This window comes from Nonomuraea sp. NPDC049649, from assembly GCF_040675175.1.
In the GTDB taxonomy this organism is placed as follows: Bacteria; Actinomycetota; Actinomycetes; order Streptosporangiales; family Streptosporangiaceae; genus Nonomuraea.
This window is the reverse complement of the sequence record NZ_JBFAOH010000011.1, coordinates 56090-75949: the sequence shown is the minus strand read 5'-3', so window position 1 is coordinate 75949 and position 19860 is coordinate 56090. Positions and strand designations below refer to the sequence as shown.

At 72.7% G+C, this 19860-nt stretch carries 19 protein-coding genes; 11 read left to right on the top strand and 8 right to left on the bottom strand.

From position 1 onward, the window contains the following. Window positions 1-28: 28 nt before the first annotated feature. Window positions 29-1036 (top strand): PQQ-binding-like beta-propeller repeat protein, encoded by a 1008-nt coding sequence (locus AB0J42_RS17005; protein ID WP_364294894.1) that lies wholly within the window; start codon window positions 29-31, stop codon window positions 1034-1036. On the opposite strand, the gene AB0J42_RS17000 is transcribed toward AB0J42_RS17005, so the two are convergent. Continuing rightward, window positions 1002-1400 carry an ester cyclase gene (locus tag AB0J42_RS17000; protein ID WP_364294891.1) on the bottom strand — a complete coding sequence of 133 codons (399 nt, stop codon included), beginning with the start codon at window positions 1398-1400 and terminating at the stop codon, window positions 1002-1004. The two genes, AB0J42_RS17005 and AB0J42_RS17000, sit on opposite strands and share 35 nt — an antisense overlap. Window positions 1401-1530: 130 nt before the next feature. Between AB0J42_RS17000 and AB0J42_RS16995 the strand changes: the two genes are divergently transcribed. After that, a complete protein-coding gene (locus tag AB0J42_RS16995; RefSeq protein ID WP_364294888.1) occupies window positions 1531-2628 on the top strand; it encodes a PrsW family intramembrane metalloprotease in 1098 nt (365 codons plus the stop codon). 62 nt (window positions 2629-2690) lie between these two features. Beyond that, a complete protein-coding gene (locus tag AB0J42_RS16990) occupies window positions 2691-3317 on the top strand; it encodes a pyridoxamine 5'-phosphate oxidase family protein (RefSeq protein WP_364294885.1) in 627 nt (208 codons plus the stop codon). Here the strand turns inward: AB0J42_RS16990 and AB0J42_RS16985 are convergent. The 3 genes from AB0J42_RS16985 to AB0J42_RS16975 form a co-directional block, all read right to left on the bottom strand. Continuing rightward, window positions 3314-3487, bottom strand: coding sequence for a hypothetical protein (locus AB0J42_RS16985; protein WP_364294882.1), 174 nt, complete (start codon window positions 3485-3487; stop codon window positions 3314-3316). The genes AB0J42_RS16990 and AB0J42_RS16985 overlap by 4 nt on opposite strands. 294 nt (window positions 3488-3781) lie before the next feature. Further along, a complete protein-coding gene (locus AB0J42_RS16980; RefSeq protein WP_364294879.1) occupies window positions 3782-4234 on the bottom strand; it encodes a carboxymuconolactone decarboxylase family protein in 453 nt (150 codons plus the stop codon). An 80-nt stretch (window positions 4235-4314) separates the two neighbouring features. Further along, window positions 4315-4752, bottom strand: a complete 438-nt coding sequence (locus AB0J42_RS16975) for a hypothetical protein (protein WP_364294876.1) — start codon at window positions 4750-4752, stop codon at window positions 4315-4317. 153 nt (window positions 4753-4905) lie between these two features. Here AB0J42_RS16975 and AB0J42_RS16970 point away from each other — a divergent pair, with 153 nt between their 5' ends. Beyond that, complete coding sequence (locus tag AB0J42_RS16970; RefSeq protein WP_364294873.1) at window positions 4906-5157, top strand: hypothetical protein; 252 nt, start codon at window positions 4906-4908, stop codon at window positions 5155-5157. Window positions 5158-5161: 4 nt separating this feature from the next. Here AB0J42_RS16970 and AB0J42_RS16965 read toward each other — a convergent pair whose 3' ends face one another. Next, window positions 5162-5860: a DoxX family membrane protein gene (locus AB0J42_RS16965; protein ID WP_364294870.1), complete on the bottom strand. Its 699-nt coding sequence runs from the start codon at window positions 5858-5860 to the stop codon at window positions 5162-5164. Window positions 5861-5895: 35 nt separating this feature from the next. Continuing rightward, window positions 5896-7425 (bottom strand): MFS transporter, encoded by a 1530-nt coding sequence (locus AB0J42_RS16960; RefSeq protein WP_364294867.1) that lies wholly within the window; start codon window positions 7423-7425, stop codon window positions 5896-5898. 224 nt (window positions 7426-7649) lie between these two features. Between AB0J42_RS16960 and AB0J42_RS16955 the strand changes: the two genes are divergently transcribed. The 7 genes from AB0J42_RS16955 (at window position 7650) to AB0J42_RS16925 (ending at window position 17984) form a co-directional block, all read left to right on the top strand. Continuing rightward, entirely contained in the window at window positions 7650-8546 is an 897-nt protein-coding gene (locus tag AB0J42_RS16955; protein WP_364294864.1) for a haloalkane dehalogenase, read from the top strand. A 64-nt stretch (window positions 8547-8610) separates the two neighbouring features. Beyond that, entirely contained in the window at window positions 8611-10953 is a 2343-nt protein-coding gene (locus AB0J42_RS16950; RefSeq protein ID WP_364294861.1) for an AAA family ATPase, read from the top strand. Between the two features lie 92 nt (window positions 10954-11045). Beyond that, window positions 11046-12032 (top strand): ABC transporter permease, encoded by a 987-nt coding sequence (locus AB0J42_RS16945; protein WP_364294858.1) that lies wholly within the window; start codon window positions 11046-11048, stop codon window positions 12030-12032. Beyond that, complete coding sequence (locus AB0J42_RS16940) at window positions 12029-12946, top strand: ABC transporter permease (protein WP_364294855.1); 918 nt, start codon at window positions 12029-12031, stop codon at window positions 12944-12946. The genes AB0J42_RS16945 and AB0J42_RS16940 overlap by 4 nt, the downstream gene beginning before the upstream one ends. Beyond that, window positions 12943-14955 (top strand): ABC transporter ATP-binding protein, encoded by a 2013-nt coding sequence (locus tag AB0J42_RS16935; protein WP_364294852.1) that lies wholly within the window; start codon window positions 12943-12945, stop codon window positions 14953-14955. The genes AB0J42_RS16940 and AB0J42_RS16935 overlap by 4 nt, the downstream gene beginning before the upstream one ends. A 27-nt stretch (window positions 14956-14982) precedes the next feature. Further along, window positions 14983-16683, top strand: a complete 1701-nt coding sequence (locus AB0J42_RS16930; RefSeq protein ID WP_364294849.1) for an ABC transporter family substrate-binding protein — start codon at window positions 14983-14985, stop codon at window positions 16681-16683. Window positions 16684-16874: 191 nt separating this feature from the next. Further along, a complete protein-coding gene (locus AB0J42_RS16925) occupies window positions 16875-17984 on the top strand; it encodes a winged helix DNA-binding domain-containing protein (protein ID WP_364294846.1) in 1110 nt (369 codons plus the stop codon). Between the two features lie 210 nt (window positions 17985-18194). On the opposite strand, the gene AB0J42_RS16920 is transcribed toward AB0J42_RS16925, so the two are convergent. Together AB0J42_RS16920 and AB0J42_RS16915 are read right to left on the bottom strand one after the other, a co-directional pair. After that, entirely contained in the window at window positions 18195-19052 is an 858-nt protein-coding gene (locus AB0J42_RS16920) for a biotin-dependent carboxyltransferase family protein (RefSeq protein ID WP_364294843.1), read from the bottom strand. Continuing rightward, entirely contained in the window at window positions 19049-19834 is a 786-nt protein-coding gene (locus AB0J42_RS16915; protein ID WP_364294841.1) for an allophanate hydrolase subunit 1, read from the bottom strand. The genes AB0J42_RS16920 and AB0J42_RS16915 overlap by 4 nt, the downstream gene beginning before the upstream one ends. Between the last annotated feature and the right edge of the window lie 26 nt (window positions 19835-19860).

Here is a 19860-nt window from a genome sequence, read left to right as displayed (position 1 = left end):
CGGCACCTCGTCCCGGTAGAGTCCCCAGGTGATCGCGACGACGGTGTGGGAGCGGCGCCTCCATCAGCAGGGCTCTCTGACGACGGTGGCGGTGACGGCGGACCGGGTCGTGCTGCACGAGCGCGGCACCCGGCTCGTCTGTCTCGATCGCCGTGACGGTTCGGTCCGATGGGACGTCCCGGTGGGCACCTATCCGCGGGCCGTCGTCGCCGCCGGTGACCGCTGTCTCGTGCTGCCGCAGGACAAGGACGGGCTCTTCTGCTTCGACCTGGAGACAGGGGCCGTGGTGTGGCAGGCCGGATTACGCCCGTTCTCCGGCCACGTCGTCGTCGTCGGCGAGACGGTGGTCGTCGGCGGGTGGCGGGATTACTCGCCCGTGGGCGCCTTGGACCTCGCGGACGGGCGGCTGCTCTGGCGGACGCCACGGCGCGTCGCCACGGAACGTCCCCTGCCGTGGGGCGGCGCCGTGCTGCTGGGCAGCGGGCCGGAGGTGTGGCTGGTCGATCCGCGTGACGGCCGGGAGCTGACGCGCCTGCGCCTGCCGGAGCCGTTGACGACGATGGACAGCGGGCCGGCGTTCATCAGGGCCGGCTCCGACCGCTGCCTGGTGCGGTGCGGCCCGCGTTCGGTCGTGTGCGTCCGTCCCGGCGCGGGGCAGGCCGGACGGATCTACGAGCACGACGCCGACCTGATGCCCTGGCCCCCTCAACTGGCCGGGGGTGTGGTGTGGCTGGGCACCTGGGGCGGCGGCTACCTCGCTGTCGATCCCGGGTCGGGGGCGGTGCGGTGGGAGGCGGACGCCGGTCAGCCCTTCGCGTCCGGCGTGGTGCGGGACGGGGAGGGTTTCGTGCTGGCCGGGCTGGGAGGCGTGCTGTTCCGGCTGGCGCCGGACGGGCGGATCATCGAGCGGTCCTGGTCGTCCGCGACCAGGGTGTACGGGCTCCGCGACCTCGGGGCGGGGGAGATGCTCATGGCGACCAAGGGGACGCTGCGGCTGCTGGTCAGCCCGTCCCGAGCTGCCGGGAGAGCGAGGTGACGTCGGAGATGACCCAGTACTCGGCGAACCTGCCGCCCTCGGCGCGCAGGATGTCGTGGCCGCTGAAGGCGATCCGGGTGCCGGGGGCGGCGGTCGCGCCGGGCATGCCGCCGCGGTAGGCGCCGGCGAACGTCCAGCGGGCGGCCACCAGGTCGCCGTCCACGATCGGCCCGGCGTCCAGGGTGAGCATCACGTCGTCGAACGGCTCGTGCCCCTGCCGGAGCGTCTCGATCAGCTGGTCCGGCCCGTGGACGTCCATGCCGGGCCAGTGGCCGGTGAAGCCGGGGGTGACCAGTTCGTGGGCGAGGGAGAAGTCGCCCTGCCACATGCGGAGCAGCCATCGCTCGTACAGTTCGGCGTTCATGGGGCGGCTATACCCGGCATCGGCCCTTCGATAGATTGCATGCCGCGCGTAAGACCCGCAAGCAGTCTGTAATCGGGCGTCGAGCACGGCGGCGCATGCTGGGTGTCCCCTGGAGAAGGAAGGACCTGTCATGACGGTTCCGCCCCGTTCCCCCATGCTCTCCCAGCGGCCGAGCAAGGCGCTGATCGCCGCCCTGGTGGTGTCGAGCCTGCTGGCGCTGGCCGTGCTCGGGGTGCTGCTGCTGAACGGCGGGGCCGCCGGATTCGGCCTGTCGGCGCTGCTGGCGGTCGCCCCGCTGCCGGTGCTGCTGGCCGCGGTGCTCTCGCTGGACCGGCTGGAGCCGGAGCCGCGGCTGCACCTGGCGTTCTCGTTCCTCTGGGGCGCGGGAGTGGCGGTGGCGGTGGCCATCCTGCTGAGCCTGCTGGGGGTGGCGCTGTTCAGCCGCGCCGGCTACGGCGAGCAGGCGGTGGACCTCATCGGCGCGGTGGTGCTGGCGCCGGTCATCGAGGAGGCGCTGAAGGGGGCGGCGCTGCTGCTGCTCCTGCGCCGCCGGCGGGAGATCGACGGGCTGACGGACGGCATCGTGTACGCGTCGATGGCCGGCCTGGGGTTCGCCACGGTGGAGAACGTCGGCTACTACCTGATGGCCTTCGGCGAGGATGGCGTGGGCGCGGCCGTGCAGTTGTTCGTCATCCGCGGGCTGATCGACCCGCTGGGTCACCCGGTGTACACGTCCATGATCGGGGTGGGGGTGGCCTACGCCCTGACGCGCCGCAACGCCTTCCGGTTCGCCGCGATCCCGCTGGGCTATCTGGGCGCGGTCGCCCTGCACGCCCTGTGGAACGGCGCGGCCTCGACCGGGTCGCTGGCGGCGGTCGCCGGCGCGTACCTGGTGATCATGGTGGTGCTGATCGTGCTGATCGTCATCACCGTGGTGGAGCGCAAGCAGCTCGTCTCACGGATGAGCAGGTATCTCCCCCAGTACGCGCACACGGGCCTGATCACCGAGCAGGACGTCCGGATGCTGAGCACGATCCCCGCCCGCCGGGCGGCCCGCAAGTGGGCCAGGAGCGCCGGCCTGGGCCGGCAGATGAGCGACTACCAGCAGGCGGCCACCGAGCTGACGATGCTCCACCTGCGCGCCGAGCGGGAAGGAGCGGACCCGGCCCGGTTCGCGGTCGAGCGTGACCTGCTGCTGGGGGAGATGGCCCGGGCCCGCCGCTGGTAAATGGATGGTGCCGGAAACCGCTTTCTTGACATAATGCCGCCGTCGACCCGAGGGGAGAGCGGATGAGCTGGGCGGAGATCGAGTCCGAGGCCGAGTTGCGCGAACTGCTGGGCGAGGTGATGCCGCGGGCGGCCAACAAGGAGCGCACCCGCCTGCACGAGCGTGACCGGCAGTGGCTGGCCACCTCTCCGTTCTGCCTGGTCGCCACGGCCGACGCCGACGGCAACTGCGACGTCTCGCCGAAGGGCGACCCGTCCGGGCTCGCCCACGTGATCGACGACACCACGATCGCCATCCCCGAGCGGCCGGGCAACCGCCGCGGCGACGGTTACCGGAACGTGCTGTCGAACCCGCACGCCGGTCTGATCTTCCTGATCCCCGGCCGGAACGAGACGCTGCGCATGAACGGCCGTGCCCGGCTGGTGCGGGAGGCGCCGTTCTTCGACGAGATGATCGTCAAGGGCCACCGGCCCCTGCTCGCCCTGGTGGTGGAGATCGAGCAGATCTTCTACCACTGCGCCAAGGCGTTCATGCGCAGCGCCCTGTGGCGTCCCGAGAAGTGGCCCGCCGACCCGCTCCCGTCACACGCCGCCCTGGTCAAGGAGGTGCAGGTGACGGCGGAGACGGTGGACGAGCTGGAGGCGTACTACGCGGAAGCCAACTACAGCAAGAAGCTGTACGGCGTCTAGGCCGCCGGGGTGGGGCCCCCGGGGAAGCGGATCACGTTGCGTCCCGTGTAGGCCCGCAGGTCGACGACCTTGGGATCCGAGGTCGTCTGCTTGCGGCGCTCGGGCGCCGACCGGATGTCGCGGATCTTGTGCCTGGCGATGCGCGGCGGAACCGTGACCAGCCTTCTCAATCGTCCTCCCCCGTGATGTTCCTGTTACCTATGTTATTAACAGAAAGCCGGGTAAGGACGGTGTAAGCGAGAAATTCAGTAGGGCAGGCGGCGGCCCGACGGGGTCCGCAGGTCGAGTTCCGCCTTCCGGACCGGTCGCCGCTTGGCCGTCGTCCTGGGGATGCGTACGCGCTTCATGGGTCTGCCCCCTCCCGCTGCCTGGGCGACAACCTAGCCGGGCGGGCGGCGTACTCTCAATCGTTTTGTACGCACTCGCGGGCGTCACGGCGCCGGCCGTGACGCCCGCCGGGAAGGTCAGACGGCGGTGCCGGGCACGGTCCGGGACGTGACGGCGACCCGGTTCCACGCGTTGATCATCGCGATGGCCACCACCAGCGACGCGAGCTGCTTCTCGTCGTAGTGCTCGGCCGCCTCCTGCCAGACCTCGTCGGACACGCCCCGGCCGTGGTCGGCGAGCCGGGTCGCCTCCTCCGTCAGCGCCAGCGCCGCCCGCTCGGCGGGGGTGTAGACCGTGCTCTCCCGCCAGGCCGCCACCGACCAGAGCCGCCGGTCGCTCTCACCCTTCTTCTTCAGGTCGCGGCTGTGCATGTCGACACAGAACGCGCAGCCGTTGATCTGGCTGGCGCGCAGCTTCATGAGCTCGATCGTGGCGGACGGGATCCCGCAGTCGCCCAGGAACGCCTCGACCTCGAGGAAACTCTTGTAGGGCTCGGGTGCGAGGGCGGCGACGTTGAGTCGTGCGGTCATCGGAACCTCCATGTGAGTCGTAGTGGACGTCTCATGGACGGGACAGCCCGGCCTGATGTGACAGCTTCCGGGAAAAATTCTCAGCCCCGGCAGTTGCCCCACGCCTTGCGGCCGCCCCGCGCCGTGACCGCGCCCGACGGATCCTTCGTCCAGCCCTCGTACCGGACGCACTTCCACGCGCCGGAGAGGTGGCCGGTCTCGGCGTAGTAGCGGTAGCGCCCGGCGTCGGCGGACCGGGCGCCGCCCTTGACCACGAGGATCGCGCCGGTGACCGTGCGCTGCCCCCGGTAGGCGGTCTTGATCGCCGCCACGCAGTTCTTGCCCGAGCGCTTGTCGTACATCAGGTACACGTGCCCGAACACCGCGCCCGCACGCGTCCGCATCGCCCGATGCCCGTCCTGGACCCGCTTGAAGCCCTTGCCGCAGACCCGTTCGGGGGTCTCGGCGTAGGCCGGCGCAGGGGCGGCGGCGACCCCGGCGGCGGCCAGGACCGCCGCGACGACCGTTCTCGTGAACAAGGATTCCCCTTCACCGCGGGCTTTCAGGACATCGCCGATCTTGACCGGAGGCTGTCCGGAAATCAAGCGGAACGAGTGAAGAGCCGGGCCTGCATAGGACGGCGCGGCGGGGAAATGAGACGGGGGCAAGGCCAACCAACGAGGGGGATCATCATGGCCGTCTGCGAGACCTGCGGAAACGACTACGACATGGCGTTCGAGGTGCGCGCCCAGGGCGCCGTGCACACCTTCGACTCCTTCCAGTGCGCGATCGACAAGATGGCGCCCCTGTGCGAGCACTGCGGCACCAAGATCATCGGCCACGGCGTGCAGGCGGGCGACCACTGGTACTGCTGCGCCCACTGCGCCCGCCAGAAGGGTTCCAGCGGCCTCGTCGACCGCGTACCGGCGGGCGCCACCGCCTGACGGCCTAGCCTTCCGTGGCGCGCCGGGACCGGGAGGCGGGCTTCTTCTTCCCCGCCACCAGCGTGTCGCCCGGCGCGGGAGAGGACTCCTCGGTGGCCGCCGGTCGCGGCCGGGGGTGGGGCGCGGTGTCCTCCAGGCTGGGCTCCGCGTCCTGGTCCTTTCCGGTACGGGGGCGGGCCGGTTTCGCGGCGGGCTCCTTCTTCGCGGGCTTGGCCTGCTCGTCCGGGGCGGCGGGTCTGTCGGGGTCGCGCAGGGAGGCGATGACGGCGTCGGCCTCGTCGTCGGCGGCGAACTCGTGGGCCGCCGCCGACTCGCGCCGTCTGATCACCACCATGTGGTCGACCGAGATCCGGCCCGCGCCGACCACCGCCAGCAGCAGCGAGGCCGCGCCGAGCAGGATCAGCTCGTTCAGCGTTATCGGGTTGAGCGGCGGCGCCACCCAGAGCACCGCGACCGCCTCCGCGAAGAGGATCAGCCCCATCACCGGCACCATCAGCCCCGCGATGAGCAGCGCGCCGCCGACCAGCTCGACCAGCATGGTGACGGTGGCCCAGGCGTCCGGCGCGGGAGCCCCCTGGGACCGGAACTGCGCCCCGGTCTCCAGCAGCCCGATCTCCAGCTTGCGCCAGCCGTTGGCGAAGAAGATGCCGCCGACACCGAGGCGGGCGACTAACGCGGCGACGTCACAGAGGGCCTGTCTCACGTTTGTTGTCTGCCCTAAGGGGGACATGGCACACCTCACTCACGGCGGAGCAGCATGGCCACCGCGACGGCGGTCAAGCTGAGCAGGACGACGCTCACGACCACGGTCGTGTGCAGGGCGTTCACGAAGGCCCACCGGGCCGCGTTCAGCAGCGCGCCGCCGGCGCTGCCGCCGACCTCCTCGGCGACGTGGGCGGCGCCCGCGAGGGACTGCCGGGCCTGGTCGATGCCGCCGTCCGGGACGCCCCGCACCTCCGGGACCGAGGGCGCGTACGCCATGGTGGTGATCGTGCCGAGCACCGCGACACCGAGGCCGGCGCCCAGCTCGTACGCGGTCCCCTCGATGGCGGCGGCGCCGCCCGCGTGCGACGCCGGCGCGACCGACATGATCGTGTCGGAGGCCGCCAGCAGCGCCATCTGCACGCCGAAGCCGATGCCCACGAAACAGCAGGCCAGCATCACCGGATGGCCCTCGACGCCCCAGGTGAGCGTGGGGGTCAGGGAGAGCGCGACGAGCGCCAGGCCGCCGCTCATGGTGGCGCGCAGCCCGAGCCGGGGCAGGAAATGGGCGGCGACCAGCCCGCCCGCGACGGCCGACAGCACCAGCGGGAGCATCCGGAACGCGGCGCGCACCGGGGTGTCGCCGAGCACGAGCTGAAGATACTGGGCGAGCATGAGCTGGAGCCCGACCAGGGAGAACACGCCGAGCAGCACGCCCAGCACGCCGGTGGTGAACTCGCGCCGCCGGAACAGCGAGACGTCCAGCAGCGGCGTCTCCAGCCGGGTCTGCCGCAGCGCGAACCAGGCGAGCAGCCCCACCCCGGTCAGGAAGACCGCGACGGCCACCGGGAACGGCATCAGGCTGCCCGACCCGGCCTCCTTCAGCCCGAACGCCAGCGCCAGGATGCCCAGCACGGACAGTGCGGCGCTGGTCGCGTCCCACGGTTTCGGCTCGGCGTCGCGGTACTCGGGCAGCATCCGGACGGCGGCGGGCAGCAGGACGAGCAGGATCGGCACGTTGATCAGGAAGACCGCGCCCCACCAGAGGCCGACCAGCACGCCGCCGATGATGGGGCCCACGGCGGCGCCGGCGGCGGCGACCGCGCTCCACACGCCGAGCGCTATGGCCCGCTCGCGGCGGTCGGTGAACACCTGGCGGATCAGCGACAGCGTGGCCGGCATGATCATCGCGCCGCCGATGCCGAGCAGGGCCCTGGCCAGGATGAGCGCGATCGGGGTCGGGGCGAAGGCGGCCGCGGCCGAGGCCACGCCGAAGAGCACGAAACCCGCGAGGACCAGGCGTTTGCGCCCGTAGCGGTCGCCGAGCGTGCCGAACAGGATCAGCAGCGGGGCCACGATCAGCGAGTAGACGTCGATGATCCAGAGCAGCTGGACCGCCGACGGCTCCAGGGCGGCGGTGAGCGCGGGGACCGCGATGTGCAGGACCGTCGCGTCGACCGTGATGAGCAGGAGGCTCACACAGAGCAGCACCAGGATCTTCCAGCGGTTGTCCTGATGCTCGCGGCCGGCGCGGCGTGCGAGGGGCACGGCCTGGGTGACGGTCATGGACCTCCTTGCAGGCCGATCCGTTCACAGCAGGCCCGCACGAACTTGCGTGGCAGCTTAGGGCATGCCACGCCATGGGTGTAGCGGTATCGAATGATCCACGAGCGGCGGTTCATATCGACCGAAACAATCTTTAGGCCGAAATATCGCCGAATATCCGGATCGGATTCTCATGGTAGCCGGACTCTTCGTCCGGACCGGCAGCCGGACTAGAATGATGTTCTATGCGGATCCTGCGTACTCCCAGCGAGCGCTTCGCCGACCTGCCCGGCTTCCCGTACCCGCCCCGTTACGCCGAGATCGGCGACGGGCTGCGGATGGCCTACGTCGAGACCGGCCCCGCCGACGGAGAGCCGGTCGTGCTCCTGCACGGCGAGCCCTCTTGGTCCTTCCTCTACCGCCACGTCATGCCCGAGCTGGCCGCCGCCGGCCTCCGCGCGATCGCCCCCGACCTCATCGGCTTCGGCCGCTCCGACAAACCGGCCGAGCCCGCCGACCACACCTACGCCCGCCACGTCGAATGGACCCGCACCCTCCTCTACGACGCGCTCGGCCTCACCGGCGTCACCATCGTCGGCCAGGACTGGGGCGGCCTCATCGGCCTGCGCCTGGCCGCCGAGCACCCGGAGCGGGTCGCCAGGATCGTCGCCGCCAACACCGGCTTGCCGACAGGTGACATTCCCATGCCGGAGGTGTGGCACCGCTTCAAGGACGCGGTGGCCGGCGCGCCCACCCTGGACATCGCCCGGTTCGTCCAGTCCGGCTGCGTCACCACGCTCTCCCCGGAGGTCCGCGCCGCCTACGACGCCCCTTACCCCGACGAGTCGTACAAGGCGGGCCCGCGCGCCATGCCCGGTCTCGTCCCGCACACGCCCGACGACCCCGCCGGGCCCGCGAACCGCGCCGCCTGGCAGGTGCTCACCACGCTCGACCGGCCGTTCCTCGTCGCCTTCTCCGACAGCGACCCGATCACCGGCGGGATGGCCCCCATCCTGCGCCGGTCGATGGCCGGTGCCGCGGGCCTGGACCATCCCGTCATCAAGGGCGCGGGCCACTTCCTGCAAGAAGACGCAGGTGCCGAACTCGGCCGACACATAGCCTCTTTCGTGACCTCCACCTAGCGTGTCAGGACCGCCCACGCGGGCACCTCGTGCGGTATAACCGGGGGCGGACCGGGGAGGCGTGATGCAGGAGTCCGGCAGGACCCGCGCCGCGGGACGAGCCGCCGTGCGAGATCTGTTCGAACAGGTGCGGATGCGCTATTTCCGGCTTCCCCCCGCCGCGCGCAGAGTCCTGTACGCGGTGATCCTCATCGGGGCGGTCGGCACCGGCGCGGCGCTCGGCTGGGACCTGCTCAACACCTTCCTCACCACCGCGGTCATCCTCTGCTTCGTCGCGCTGACGCTGCGCTTCCCGCAGGCCGCCGCCACGGCGCTGGTCGTGGCCGGCTGGCTTGCGCTGCTGCCGGTCTTCGCCTCGCTCTTCCCGGCCTGGTCCCTGGCACCGACCCTGCTCATGCTGCTCGCCCTGCCGGTCGCCGTCGCCGCCCACCTGATCCGCTGGGTCACCCCGTGGGTGTCCGCGCTGCTCGCGCTCGTGCCCGCCGGGGCGCTGGCCGCCGCCCTCGCGTCCGTGTCGGACAACCTCGCTGTCTGGGCGGGCTACGGCGCAGCCGCCGCCGTCCTCGGCCACCGGTTCCTGCTCGCCCGCCGCGCCAGGGCCGAGCTCACCGCGCAGGAGCGGGTACGGGTGCGCGCCCGCGAAGGCCGGGCCGAGCCGCAGCAGGAGAAGGCCCAGGGCCTGCCGCAGATCTCCGTCGAGGAGGCGCTCGCCGAACTCGACGCCATGATCGGCCTCAATCCGGTCAAAGAGCAGGTCCGCTCGATCGCCGCCTCCATCGAGGCCTCCAGGCTCCGCGCCGAGGCGGGCTACACCGCGGGCCGCCCGGTGCGCCACTTCGTCTTCACCGGTCCTCCGGGCACCGGAAAGACCAGCGTCGCCCGTACACTCGCCAAGATCTTCTACGCCTTCGGCCTGCTGGAGACCCCGTACGTGGTCGAGGCGCAGCGCGCCGACCTCGTCGGCGAGTACCTCGGCGCGACGGCGATCAAGACGAACGAGCTGGTCGACCGGGCGCTGGGCGGCGTGCTCTTCATCGACGAGGCGTACGGCTTGATCAACTCCTCCGACGGCCAGCCCGACCGGTTCGGCGCCGAGGCCGTGCAGACGCTGCTCAAACGGGCCGAGGACGACCGCGACCGGCTGATCATCATCCTGGCGGGCTACGAGCAGGAGATGACCTCGTTCCTGTCCAGCAACCCCGGGCTGGCCAGCCGGTTCGCCACCCGGGTGCGCTTCCCCGCCTACTCCGCCGCCGAGCTGCTGGAGATCACCGAGCTGCTGCAGCGCAGGCGCGGCGACAAGATGGGCGAGGAGGCCGAGACCACGCTGCTCGGCCTCTACGAGGACGTGCACCGGCGCGGGCTGGTCGACGAGCTGGGCAACGCCCGGTTCGCGCGCAGCCTCGTCGAGGCCGCAGCCCAGGCCCGCGACGTGCGGGTGGTGGGCGCGGGCGGCACGCCGACCACCGAGGACCTGGTGACCACCACCACCGCCGACGTGACCAAGGCCTTCGAGGAGCTGACGGCCCGCTTCCGCGGCTACGTCGCCACGCCCACGCTGGAGGAGGCGCTGGCCGACCTCGACCGGATGGCCGGGCTCGCCCCCGTCAAACGGCAGGTCCACGCCATCGCGGCCCAGCTCCAGGTCGCCCGGATGCGGCAGGAACGCGGGCTGCCCACGCCGCCGCAGATGCGCCACTTCGTCTTCGCCGGCCCGCCCGGCACGGGCAAGACCAGCGTCGCCAGGGTGCTGGGCCGCGTCTTCGCCGCCCTCGGCCTGCTCGCCCGCCCCGACGTGGTCGAGGCGCACCGGGCCGACCTGGTCGGCCAGCACCTCGGCGCCACCGCCATCAAGACGAACGAGCTGGTCGACCGGGCGCTGGGCGGCGTCCTGTTCATCGACGAGGCCTACAGCCTGGTCAACCCGGGATACTCCGGCGGCGACGCGTTCGGCGCCGAGGCCGTGCAGACGCTGCTCAAACGCGCCGAGGACGAGCGCGACCGCCTGGTCATCGTGCTGGCCGGCTACCAGCGCGAGATGGACGCCTTCCTCGCCACCAACCCCGGCCTGGCCAGCCGGTTCAACCAGCGGGTGGCCTTCCCCAGCTACTCGCCGCGCGAGCTCACCGAGATCGCCGTGCTCCTCGCCGAGCAGGCCGGCGACCGGTTCGACGACGAGGCGCTCAACGACCTGGACGAGGTCTTCACCTGGGTGTGCGAGGAACGGCTGATCGACGGGCTGGGCAACGGCCGGTTCGCCAGGTCGCTGTTCGAGCGCGCCGCGATGCGCCGCGACGTGCGGCTGGCCGCCGCCGCCTCCGCCGACAAGCCGGCCAGCGCCGCCGAACTCACCACCATCACCAGCGACGACGTCCGCACCGCCGTCGACGAGCTTTCCGGACGCTAATCAGACCCCTCTTTGGCACTCGCCTGCAGACTGTCGGTTCCGTGCTGTAGCAATATGGCTACGCCCGGTACACGCTTTTCGAAGGAGGGGTGATGGCGGGGTTCCTGGCCCGCAGGCTGATCGGCTCGGTCGCGCTGGTCGCCGTCGCCGCCTCGCTCGCGTACCTGCTCGCCGCCGCCGCGCTCGACCCCCGCGCCGCCTACGCCGGCCGCACGCCCCCGCCGCCCGCCGCCGTGGTCGACGCGCAGCTCACCGCGCTCAACCTGAACGACCGCACGCCCCTCGCCGAGCGCTACCTCACCTGGGCGGGCGGGGTGCTCCGCGGCGACTTCGGCCGGAGCGTCACCGGCGCGCCGGTCGGCGACGACCTCAAACGCCGGGCCGGCGTCACCCTGCGCCTGGTCCTGCTCGGGCTGGTGTGCGGGAGCGCCCTGGGCGTCATGGCGGGCGCGCTCGCCGCCGCCCGGCAGTACGGATGGTTCGACCGGCTGTCGGCGGCCGTCGCCTTCCTGCTGCTCGCGGTGCCCGTCGTGGTCCTGGCCAACGTGCTGATCCTGGCCGGCACCTGGGCCAACGACCACCTGTTCGGCGCCCGGGTGCTGCTCGTGGCGGGGGAGGCGACCGCCGGGCTGGAGGCCGGGTTCTGGGAGACCCTGCTCGACCGGGCCCGCCACCTCGTCCTGCCGACGGTCACGCTCACGCTCGGCCTGGCCGCCGTGTTCAGCCGCTACCAGCGCAACGCGATGCTCGACGTGCTCGGCGCCGACTACCTGCGCACCGCGATGGCCAAGGGCCTGACCAGGCGGCGGGCACTGATCCGCCACGGGCTGCGCACCGCGCTCATCCCGGTGGCGACCTACTTCGCCTTCGTCTTCGGCGCCCTGCTCACCGGCGCGGCCTTCACCGAGAAGATCTTCGGCTGGCACGGGCTGGGGGAGCGGCTCATCAGCTCGATCCTCACCGACGACGTCAACACCGTGGCCGCCATCGCGTGCCTGGCCGCGGTCGCCGTGCTGGTCGCGTCGCTGGCCGCCGCGGTGCTGCAGGCCCTGCTCGACCCCCGGGTGAGGGCCGGATGACGCTCTCGGAGGAGGTCGCCGAGGAGTCGGCGGGCGAGGCCGCGCCGCCGCCCCCGCCGTCCCGGGGCCGGATGGTGGCCCGCCGTTTCCTGTCCTCCTGGCAGGGCCGGGCGGGGGCGCTGGTGCTGGCGCTGGTGTTCCTGCTCGCGTTCGCGGGGCCGCTGGTCAGCCCGTGGTCCGCCACCGCGAAGGACTTCACCTCGTTCCTCGCCCCGCCGTCGGCCGCCCACTGGTTCGGCACCCTGCGCACCGGTGCCGACGTGTTCGCCGTCACGCTCAGCGGCCTCCGGCGGTCGCTGGCCGTGGGGCTGCTCGCGGCCGTGGTCTGCACGGCGCTGGCCGCGCTGGCGGGGGCGTTCGCCGGCTACTTCCTCGGCTGGACCGACCGGGTCATCACCTGGGTGACCGACCTGCTGCTGGTGCTGCCCGCCTTTCTTGTCCTGGCCGTCCTGTCGCCGCTGGCCGGGCCGGGGCGGTGGCCGCTGTTCGTGCTCCTGCTTGCGCTGCTGCTGTGGATGGTGACCGCCAAGATGGCCCGCGCGATGACGATCTCGCTGCGCCAGCGCGAGTTCGTGCGGGCCGCCCGCTACCTGGGCGTGCCGCCCGTCCGGATCGTGCTCTCGCACATCCTGCCCAACCTGTCGTCGCTGCTCGTCGTCGACGCCACGCTCAACGTCAGCGCCGCCATCCTCACCGAGACCTCGCTGTCGTACTTCGGGTTCGGCATCCAGCCGCCCGACGTGTCGCTCGGCACGCTCATCGCCGACGGCTCCCGGACCGCCGTCTACGCGCCGTGGACGTTCTGGTTCGCAGCCGGGCTGCTCGTCGTCACCGTGCTCGCGGTCAACCTCGTCGGCGACGCCCTGCGCGACGCCTTCGACCCGGCGTCCCGTACGACGGGGAAGCGCCGATGAGCCCGGTGCTGGAGGTCGACGACCTGTCCGTCACGATCGGCGGGACGCCGGTCGTGCGCGGCCTCGGCTACAGCGTGCGCAAGGGCGAGGTGCTCGGCCTGGTCGGCGAGTCCGGCTGCGGCAAGTCGGTGTCCGCCGCCGCGGTGATGGGCCTGCTGCCGCCCGGCGCCCGGGTGACCGGCTCGATCCGGCTGCACGGCAGGGAGCTGGTCGGCCTGCGCGAGCGTGAGCTGGCCGCCGTCCGCGGCGGCGCCGTCTCCATGGTGTTCCAGGACCCGCTCTCCGCGCTCACCCCCGTCTACCGCGTCGGCGACCAGATCGCCGAGGCCGTGCGGGCCCACCGCAAGGTCACCAAGGAGCAGGCCGCGGTCCGCGCCGTCGACCTGCTCGACCTGGTCGGCATCCCCGACCCGGCCCGGCGGGCGCTGGCCTTCCCGCACGAGTTCTCCGGCGGCATGCGGCAGCGGGTGCTGATCGCCATGGCCATCGCCAACGACCCCGACGTGATCATCTGCGACGAGCCGACGACCGCGCTCGACGTCACCGTCCAGGCCCAGGTGCTGGAGGTGCTCAAGACCGCGCAGCGGCAGACCGGGGCGGCCATCGTCCTGATCACCCACGACCTCGGGGTGGTGGCCGGCTTCGCCGACCGGGTGCTCGTCATGTACGCGGGCCGCCCGGTCGAGTCGGGCGACGTGGACGACGTCTTCTACCGGGCCCGTATGCCGTACACGACCGGGCTGCTCGGCGCGGTGCCGCGCGTCGACGCGGCCGGGCGGCCCGCGCCGGCGCCGATCGACGGCGCCCCGCCCACGCCCGGCGACCTGCCGCCCGGCTGCCCGTTCGCGCCGCGCTGCCCGCTGCGGGTGGAGGCGTGCGACGAGCGCGAACCGCCGCTGTTCGAGGTGGGCCCCGGACACCGCGCCGCCTGCATCCGGTGGGACGCGGCGAGCCCGCCGGTCCCCGTTCCCGCGGCCGGGAGCGGGCCGGTCAGGCGCGGGCCGCGCACGGTCCTCGCGGTCGACGGGCTGGTCCGCCACTACCCGCTGGTCAAGGGCGCCCTGTTCAGGAGGCGGGTCGGCACCGTCCAGGCGGTCGCCGGGATCAGCTTCGACATCCGCGAGGGCGAGACGCTCGCCCTCGTCGGCGAGTCCGGGTCCGGCAAGACCACCGCGCTGACCGAGATCCTGGAGCTCACCCGCCCGCAGCGGGGCCGCGTCGTGGTGCTCGGCCGTGACACCGCCGCGCTCACCGCCGCCCAGCGCATGGAGATCAGGCGCGACGTCCAGGTCGTCTTCCAGGACCCGCTGGCCTCGCTCGACCCGCGCATGACGGTCTACGACATCCTTGCCGAGCCGCTCCGCACCCACCGGCGCGGGCCCTCCCCGGGGCGGCGGATCGCCGAGCTGCTGGCCCTGGTCGGCCTCGACCCCGCGCACGCCGCCCGCTACCCGCAGGACTTCTCCGGCGGCCAGCGGCAGCGCGTCGCCATCGCCCGCGCGCTCGCGCTCCAACCCCGCCTGCTGGTGCTCGACGAGCCGGTGTCGGCGCTGGACGTGTCCGTCCAGGCAGGCGTGCTCGGCCTGCTCGCCCGGCTCAAGGCCGAACTCGGGCTGAGCTACCTGCTGGTGGCGCACGACCTGGCCGTGGTGCGGCACATCGCCGACCGGGTGGCCGTCATGCATCTCGGCAGGATCGCCGAGATCGGCGAGGTCGGGGCCGTCTACACCGCGCCCGCCCACCCGTACACGCGGGCCCTGCTGTCGGCGGTGCCACTGCCCGACCCGGCCCGCGAGCGCGCCCGCGAGCGCATCCTGCTCGCCGGGGAGCGGCCCGACCCGGCCGCCCCGCCGTCCGGATGCCGGTTCCGCACGCGGTGCCCGACGTTCCGCTCGGTGCTGACGGAGGCCGAGCGCGGCCTGTGCGCCGGCACCGAGCCGGAGATGCGGCGGCTGGGCGAGGACCAGTCGGCCGCCTGCCATTACGCCGAGAGGCTCGCCGTCGTCTGACCCCGCCCGCCCCGAGGAGGACCACCCATGAAAGCCCCGTTCACCGGCGTGCGGCTCGCCGTCGCCGCTCTCATCGCGCTGTCCCAGGCCGGCTGCGGCGCGCCGGGCGCCGGCGTCGGCGCCGGCCCCCGCCCGGGGCGGGGCGACGACACCGTCAAGGCGGCCGACCTCAACCTCCGGCCGCGCGACCAGGTCAAGGAAGGCGGCACGCTGCGCTGGGGCATCGGCGAGTTCCCTGCCCAGTGGAACCGCAACCACATCGACGGCAACCTCGCCTCGGCCGCCGTGATCAGCGACGCGCTGCTGCCGTCCGCGTTCGTCTCCGACGGCAAGGCCCGGCTGTCCGTCGACCGCGACTACGTGCTCGACGCCCGGATCACCCGCCGCAACCCGCGCCAGGTCGTCACCTACACGCTCAACCCCAAGGCCCGGTGGTCCGACGGCCGGCCCATCACCTGGGCCGACTACCGCGCCCAGTGGGAGGTGATGCGCGGCGACGACCCCGACTTCCACATCGTCTCCGCCACCGGCTACCAGGACATCGCCATGGTCGGGCGGGGCAAGGACGACCACGAGGTGGTCGTCACCTTCGCGCGGCCGTTCGGCGACTGGCAGTCGCTGTTCAGCCCGCTGCTGCCCGCCTCCGTCCACCAGGACGCCGAGGCGTTCAACTCCTCGTGGGTGAACGCCATCCCGGTGACCGCCGGGCCGTTCAAGGTCGGCGCGCTCGACCACACCGGCAAGACCGTCACCCTCGTCCGCGACCCCGCCTGGTGGGGCGACCCGGCCAAACTCGACCGGATCGTCTACCGCGCCGCCGAACAGGACGCGCTCACCGGCATGTTCGGCAACGGCGAGCTGGACGTGGCCGACATCGGTCCCTCCGCGCCCGCCTACGCCAGGGCCGCCGACACCACCGGCGGCGAGGTACGGCTCGCGGCCGGGCCCGACTTCCGCCACTTCACGCTCAACGGCTCCAGCCAGAAGCTCCGCGACGTGCGCGTGCGGCAGGCCGTCCAGCTCGGCATCGACCGGGCGGCCATCGCCCGCTCCGACCTCCAGGGCCTCGACTGGCCCACCACGCCGCTCGGCAACCACTTCTTCATGCCCACCCAGGAGGGCTACCGCGACAACTCGGGCGGTTTCGGCGCCTACGACCCCGAGCGGGCCAAGCGCCTGCTGGACGAGGCCGGATGGAAGCTCGACGCGGGCGTGCGCGAGAAGGCCGGGAAGGCTCTGGACCTGCGGTTCGTCGTGCCGTCGGGGTCCCAGATCGGCAAGTCGGAAGGCGAGCTGGCGCAGACCATGCTCGCCGCGATCGGGGTGAAACTGACCCTCCAGGTGGTGCCGACCGACGACTTCTTCACCGAGTACGTCATCCCCGGCAACTTCGACATCGCGGCGTTCTCATACCTCGGCACCCCGTACCCCGTCTCGAGCAGCTACGGCACCTACGCCAACAGCCCCGACGGCAAGACCTGGAACGCCAACCTGGGCCGGTCCGGCTCCGACACGATCGACGCCGCCCTCGACCGCGCGGTGGCCTCCCTGGACCCCGCCGAGGCGCGTGCCGCCGTCAACGCCGCCGACCGGCTCATCTGGGAGCAGGCCAACGTCCTGCCCCTCTACCAGCGGCCGCAGGTGGTCGCCGCCCGGGAGACACTGGCCAACATCGGCGCCCGCGGCTTCCACGATCTGCGCTATCAGGACATCGGTTTCCTGCGCTGAGCCCACGCTGCCAGGGCATCGGCCTCCTGTGCTGGAAGCGATGACGCGTGCTGCCGGGGCATCGGCTTCCTGTGCTGGAAGCGATGACCCGCGCAGCCTGGGGATCGGCTTCCTGCGCTGAGAGCGATTACCCACATCACGCTTTCCGCGCTGAGACGTCTTTGTCGGGGGCCGGGTGTAGAAGTGATCGGGTGGCGATCCCGGTTACCTGGCCCCAGATCCTGTCGTGGCGGTTGCGCCGCCAGTTCGTGAGCTCGCCCTGCGAGGGCGGGCCGGAGGCGGTCGCCCGGCGGCTCTGCGGAGTGCAGGCGCAGGTGGCGTCCTCCGCCCAGCTCGCCGTCGCGGTGCGGAGTGCCCGGCCCGCCCCCGGCGCGGTCGACCGGGCGCTGTGGGCCGACCGCACGCTCGCCAAGACGTGGATCATGCGCGGCACCCTCCACCTGGTGCCCGCCGACACCCTGCCCGACTACTGCGCGGTCCTGGCCACGGTGCGCTTCTGGGAGAAGGGGTCCTGGCAGCGCGGCCACGGCGTCACGGCCGGCGAGATCGCCGCCATCCTTGACACGGTCCCGCGGATCCTCGGCGACCGCCCGCTCACCCGCGAGGAACTGGTCGAGGCGGTCGTTTCGGCCACCGGCGACGACCACCTGCGCGACGCGCTCGGCTCCGGCTGGGGCGCCCTGCTCAAACCGCTCAGCCGCCTCGGCCAGCTCTGCTACGGCCCGCCCCGCGACGGCCGCGTCACCTTCGTCGCCCCCCGCGCGTGGCTTCCCGGCTGGCCCGCCGCCCTTCCGCCGCCCGAGGAGGCCGGAGCCCGGGTGGTCCGCGCCTTCCTGGCCGCCCACGGTCCCGCCACGCCCGCGATGCTCGACGGCTGGCTGTTCGGCGGCGTCGCCAGGAAGGCCCTGCTCAAGGGCTGGTTCCGCGACCTCGCCCCCGAACTGGTCGAGGTGGAAACAGAAGACGGCCTCCGCTTGCAGGCACTCGCCGAACACCTCGACGACCTGGCCGCCACCCGCCCTGCCGACGAGGTCCACCTGCTCCCCGGTTTCGACCCGTACATCCTCGGCGCGCCCCGCACCCTGGAACCCCTCATCCCGCCCGCCGCCAAACCCAAGGTGAGCCGCCAGGCCGGTTGGATCTCCCCGGTCGTCCTCCACCAGGGCCGCGTCGCCGGAGTCTGGAAGCCCGAGGCAGGCAGAGTAGAACTCGACCTGTTCGAAGACGTGCCTCAGACACGTCTCGCCGCTGCGACGGCCCGCATCGAGACCCTGCTGGAGACCGCGAACACCCCGGCGTGACCAGCCTGCTCGTGTCCGCCTACCGCCTACTCCATGGGTGGGTGCTGCGTGGTGTGCAGGTGCCGCAGGTGGCCGTCGGTCCATGTCCCGCTTCCCTTTTACGGTGGCGAGCGGGCGAGACGGGGTGACCGTCGCTCCATATCTCCGCAGCGACGGGCGGGCGCGACGGGGTGACCGACTCCGGGCTCGCCTGAACGGCGAGGGACGCTGTCAGCGGTGGGGGACGATCTTGAAGCGTACGGTGTCGCCGGGGCGGAGCTGGGCGGCGATCGGCAGGTCCGCCTCCGCCACGACCGCGATCACCGGGTAGCCGCCGGTGGGCGGGTGGTCGCTGAGGAACACGATCGGCTGACCGCTCGGCGGCACCTGGACCGCCCCTGTGACCATGCCTTCGCTCGGCAGCTCGCCCTGCCGGGCCCGTGCGGGTTCCGCGCCGCGCAGCCGTACGCCTACGCGGTTGCTGTCCTGGTTCACGGTGTACGGGGTCGCGCAGAGGGTTTCCAAGGCACCGGGGGCGAACCAGTCGTCACGTGGTCCGGGCAGCACCCGGAGCACCGGTGGCCGGGGTCCGGCGAGTGGGGCCAGATCCGCTGTGATGTCGTCCAGCTCCGCGGCCGGGCTCACCGGGAGCACCGTGCCCGGGCGCAGCGGAGGCGGCCCCAGTCCCGACAGCGAGTCGGTCGAGCGGCTGCCCAGCACCGGCTCCACCGCGACGCCGCCCCGCACCGCGAGATAGGTCCGCAGGCCCCACGGCGGCGTCCCGAGCCGTACTTCGGCCCCCTTCGGCACCCAGAACGGCACCCCCATCCCGGCCCCGGGCGCACCTCCGGACACCGGGCACGGCGCGCCCGCCAGCGCCACCCACGCCCCCGCCGGGAACCGCAGCCTGGCCATCCCGAACGTGATCTCGATGCCGGCCAGCCGCTCCGGGTTGCCGACGAGCCGGTTGGCCAGCCGCAGGCTCGCCGCGTCGGCCGCGCCCGAGCACGGCACGCCCAGGTGCGCGTAGCCGTGCCGGCCCAGATCCTGCACAGTCGCGTACGGGCCCGGCGTCAGAACCTCGATCATGCCACCTCGAAACGCACCCGGGTGCCGGGCCGGAACGGCGTCGGCGGCTCGGCTGACACATTCCACACCCGCAGATCCGTACGGCCCAGCAGCCGCCACCCGCCGGGCGACGCGGTCGGGTAGACCGCCGAGTACGGGCCCGCGACCGCCACCGACCCGGCTGGGACGGCCGTGCGCGGGGTCGCCAGCCTGGGGACGTGCAGCACCGGATCGAGCCCGATCAGGTAGGCGAACCCGGGCGCGAACCCCAGCCACCCGACGACCAGCTCCCGCCCGGTGTGCCGCTCCACCACCTCGTCCACCGGGATCCCCGCCGCCTCGGCCACGGATTCGAGGTCCTCGCCGTCGTACACCACGGGAATCGTCACCACATCCGCCCCCTCGTGGAACGGAGGCTCCACCCCTGTAGGGGGACTTGCCGCCTGGTCCGCTCCGCCGCGCGACGAGGGATATGTCCTCCTGGACGGAGACTCGCCGCGGGACGAGGGATACGTCCTCCTGGACAGAGACTGGCCGCGGGAGGCGGAGCCCGTAGCGGAGCCGCCGTCTCGCGCGGCCCGGCCGCCGGCCTCCGAGCGGCAGTCGGCCACGAGCCTCTCCAGCAGCCCGCGCAGCCTGCCCTGATCGGCCCCAGGAGCCACCACGAGCACGGTTTCGGGGCCGGGTACGACTTCCCGGACCTCCGGCGGACGCTCGGCCCGCAGAGCCGCGTCCAGCCGGTGGGAGACCTCCAGCGCGCCCGTCTCCACGAGCAGCCCGTGCTCCCCGGCGCGCCGGATCATGTGACCTCCACGACGGGGCGGGGCAT